At 69.6% G+C, this 978-nt stretch carries 2 pseudogenes; one reads left to right on the top strand and one right to left on the bottom strand.

What is annotated here, in order from left to right:
• A pseudogene (locus tag JCM19049_RS15415) lies at positions 1-615 on the bottom strand (hypothetical protein); the annotation flags it as partial.
• A 213-nt stretch (positions 616-828) separates the two neighbouring features.
• Between JCM19049_RS15415 and JCM19049_RS21360 the strand changes: the two are divergent.
• Positions 829-978, top strand: a pseudogene (locus JCM19049_RS21360) (PfkB family carbohydrate kinase); the annotation flags it as partial.

Below are 978 nucleotides of genomic sequence, written 5' to 3'. Positions count from 1 at the left end.
CTGCCCGCAGCTCTCTCCCCCGGCCAGCAGCTCGTCCAGTTCGGCCAGGGCCAGCACCTGGGATCCGGTGGCCAGGTGGTAGCTGATGATGCTGGAGCGCAGGCAGGCCTCGCAGTGCGAGTACGCGTCCGGGGTGGTTTCCTCCAGCGCGGCCAGTTCCACGGCGGCCTGTTCCAGCCAGCCGTTGGCCAGCGCCATCTCAAATCCGGCGGTGTGCACCGCGCTCAGCCCGGCCCCGGCCTGGCGGTAGTGCCCGGCCATTTCCACCAGCAGCTGGCGCAGTTCGGCGGCCGGGATCTGCGGGTCGGAGCTGAGCAGCGCCGGCATCCACTTGTACTGCCACAACAGGTCCGCCCCGTCCCCGGGATCGGCCGGGAAGCGCTGCGGGCTGGACGCGAAGCGGTCCAGGCACCAGCGGAAGTTGCCCAGCAGCCCGGTGCTGTCCCCGGCCATGGCGCACGCGTCGGCCAGCAGCAGCCGCACCCGGTATTCCAGGTCCTCCCGCCCGCTCTGCTCGGCCATGGCCAGCGCCTCCTCAAGCAGTTCGCTGCGCTGCTCACCGTAGGGCAGGGATACGCACAGCGTGAGCAGTTCCTCGATCCGTTCCTCGGACATCTTCCCGCTCCCTTCGGTGCCCTCATCGGCCGGTGGACCGGCCCTCAGCATGGTTGTGCCGCCCGTGTTGCGCTCGTGGCCCTCCCTTGGCCCGTGGTGGCGCCGCAGGGTCTGCACTGCCCGCGGGCCTCGAGCGCCACGGTACCACTGTGTGATGCCGGGCACTACAGCGTCCGGGTATCGCGGACATAGATTGCAACATAGGATCGAGGCATGGCGCGTATTTCTGTGATTGGCGAATCCCTGGTCGAGTGGTGGGACGCAGGGCCTACCCGGGCGGCTCCCCGCTGAACGTGGCCGTGGGCCTGGCCCGGCTGGGCCACCAGGTCAGCTTCCACACCGAGTTCGGGCTCGATGAGCACG

This window comes from Arthrobacter sp. JCM 19049 (genome assembly GCF_001310435.1).
This window is presented reverse-complemented; position numbering and strand designations above follow the sequence as displayed.